Origin of the sequence: Kocuria cellulosilytica (genome assembly GCF_040981245.1) — a bacterium.
GTDB classification, from domain to species: Bacteria; Actinomycetota; Actinomycetes; order Actinomycetales; family Micrococcaceae; genus Kocuria; species Kocuria cellulosilytica.
In genome coordinates, this window is the sequence record NZ_JAVFWZ010000076.1 from 1 (window position 1) to 602 (window position 602).

A 602-nucleotide genomic window follows, 5' to 3' on the forward strand; every position below is an offset into this window, starting at 1 on the left:
GGTAGTGGGCCACCGTCATCGCGGCGATCTTCACGCCCTTGACGTCGCGGTCCAGGGACACGGTGGACGGCCGGTCCCCGAACCCGTGCCGGTCCCGCAGCTCCGCCACGGTGGGCGCGGCCACCGCGGAGTTCTCCGCGATCACGTAGACGGGCAGCCCGCGCACGCCCCGGGCGGCGTTGGCGCTCAGCCGCTCGACCCACTCGGGGCGGGCCCGGTTGACGATGACGGCGAAGATGTCGCACCGGGCCTGGTGGAGCTCGGCGCGGGTCACCTCGATCGCGTTGAGGACGTCCTCGGGGCTCTCGGACTCGTCGGCGCCGATCACGGCCAGGACCGATGCGCCGAGGTTGTTGGCCATCCGGGCGTTCATGTCGAACTCCGCGGTCGCCGCGTTGTGCGCCAGCAGGTCGGTGCCGTCCACCACGACCACGTCGCAGTGCCGGGCCATCTCGCCGTAGACGCTCACGGCCATCGAGTCGAGCTCGTCGTGGTCCCCGGCGGCGAGCAGCTCCCGGGTGCGGGCCAGCGAGAGCCCGCCGCGGCACCGCTCGTCCGGGAGGTCGAAGTTGCGCTTCATGAGCTGGACCATCGGGTCCTCC

General features: G+C 72.4%; 1 protein-coding gene. It reads right to left on the reverse strand.

Going from position 1 to position 602, the window contains the following annotated elements:
• The coding region (locus RCG67_RS17065; RefSeq protein ID WP_368827990.1) for an AAA family ATPase at positions 1–592 on the reverse strand (592 nt) is incomplete at its 3' end.
• Positions 593–602 lie beyond the last annotated feature (10 nt).